General features: G+C 66.3%; 1 protein-coding gene. It reads left to right on the forward strand.

Annotation, left to right across the window (positions count from 1 at the left end):
• The coding region (locus AC1D1P_RS24080) for a DUF1688 family protein (RefSeq protein WP_477674754.1) at window positions 1-1,081 on the forward strand (1,081 nt) is incomplete at both ends.

Raw genomic sequence — 1,081 nt, forward strand, 5'->3', positions numbered from 1 at the left:
CACCAGAACCATACGCGCCCGCGCCTCTGCCCTGCTTGAGCGCGCACGCCGCGGCGAATCCGCCTGGTTTACCGTCAACGACGGCGCCATGACCACCGCCGCTGCGCTGGTTGCCGAAATCACCCGCGCCCGCTACCCGGACCTGGACATTCCGTACCACAGCCGCTGGCGACATTTTGAAGCTGGCGGCATTGACCGCCTGGGTTTACTCAATGCAGCACTGGCATCCGCCACGCCTGCCGGGCGCGCCCGCGCCCAGATTGACCTCGCGCTCATCAGCGTGCTGCTGGACGCCGGCGCCGGCGCCCAGTGGCACTACCTCGAAGCCGCCCAAGGGGAGCATCCCTGCAGCGAATACAGCCGTTCCGAGGGCCTGGGGGTGGCAAGTTTTCACGCCTTCATGGCTGGCCTCTTTTCCAGCGATCCACAGCAACCGCTGCAGGCCGATGCCCTCAAGCTCAAAACCATTACCGCAGACCAGCTTGCCCTGGCTTTTCAGGTCACGCCCGAAAACCCGCTGATCGGCCTCGAAGGCCGCGCCGCGCTGCTGCGGCGCCTCGGCCAGGCACTGCAGGACCAGCCTGCCCTCTTTGGCCAGCGCGGCCGTCCCGGCCATCTGTTTGAAGCGCTGGCGCAACCCGGGCAAAGTGCTATCGAGGCGCACGAGCTGCTGTCGGTGCTGCTCACCAGCCTCTCGTCTATCTGGCCAGCCCAAAATGTCATGGGCAACATTCCCCTGGGCGACTGCTGGCAGCACAGCGCGGCAGGCGACGATGAATCCGAAAAAGCTGGGCCCAGCCATGGCTGGATGCCTTTCCACAAGCTGTCGCAGTGGCTCACCTATTCACTGCTGGAGCCTTTCGAGTGGGCCGGTGTGCAGGTCAAAGGGCTTGATGCGCTGACCGGCCTGCCCGAATACCGCAACGGCGGCCTGTTCCTCGACGCCGGTGTGCTGGTGCTGAAAGACCCGGCCCAGGCCGGGCGCCTGCATGCCGCCGGCGACGAACTCATCGTGGAGTGGCGCGCGCTTACCGTGGCCCTTCTCGACGAGCTCGCGCCACTGGTGCGCGAGCAGCTGGGA

The sequence above is a fragment of the Polaromonas sp. P1_E1_2 genome (assembly GCF_056406035.1).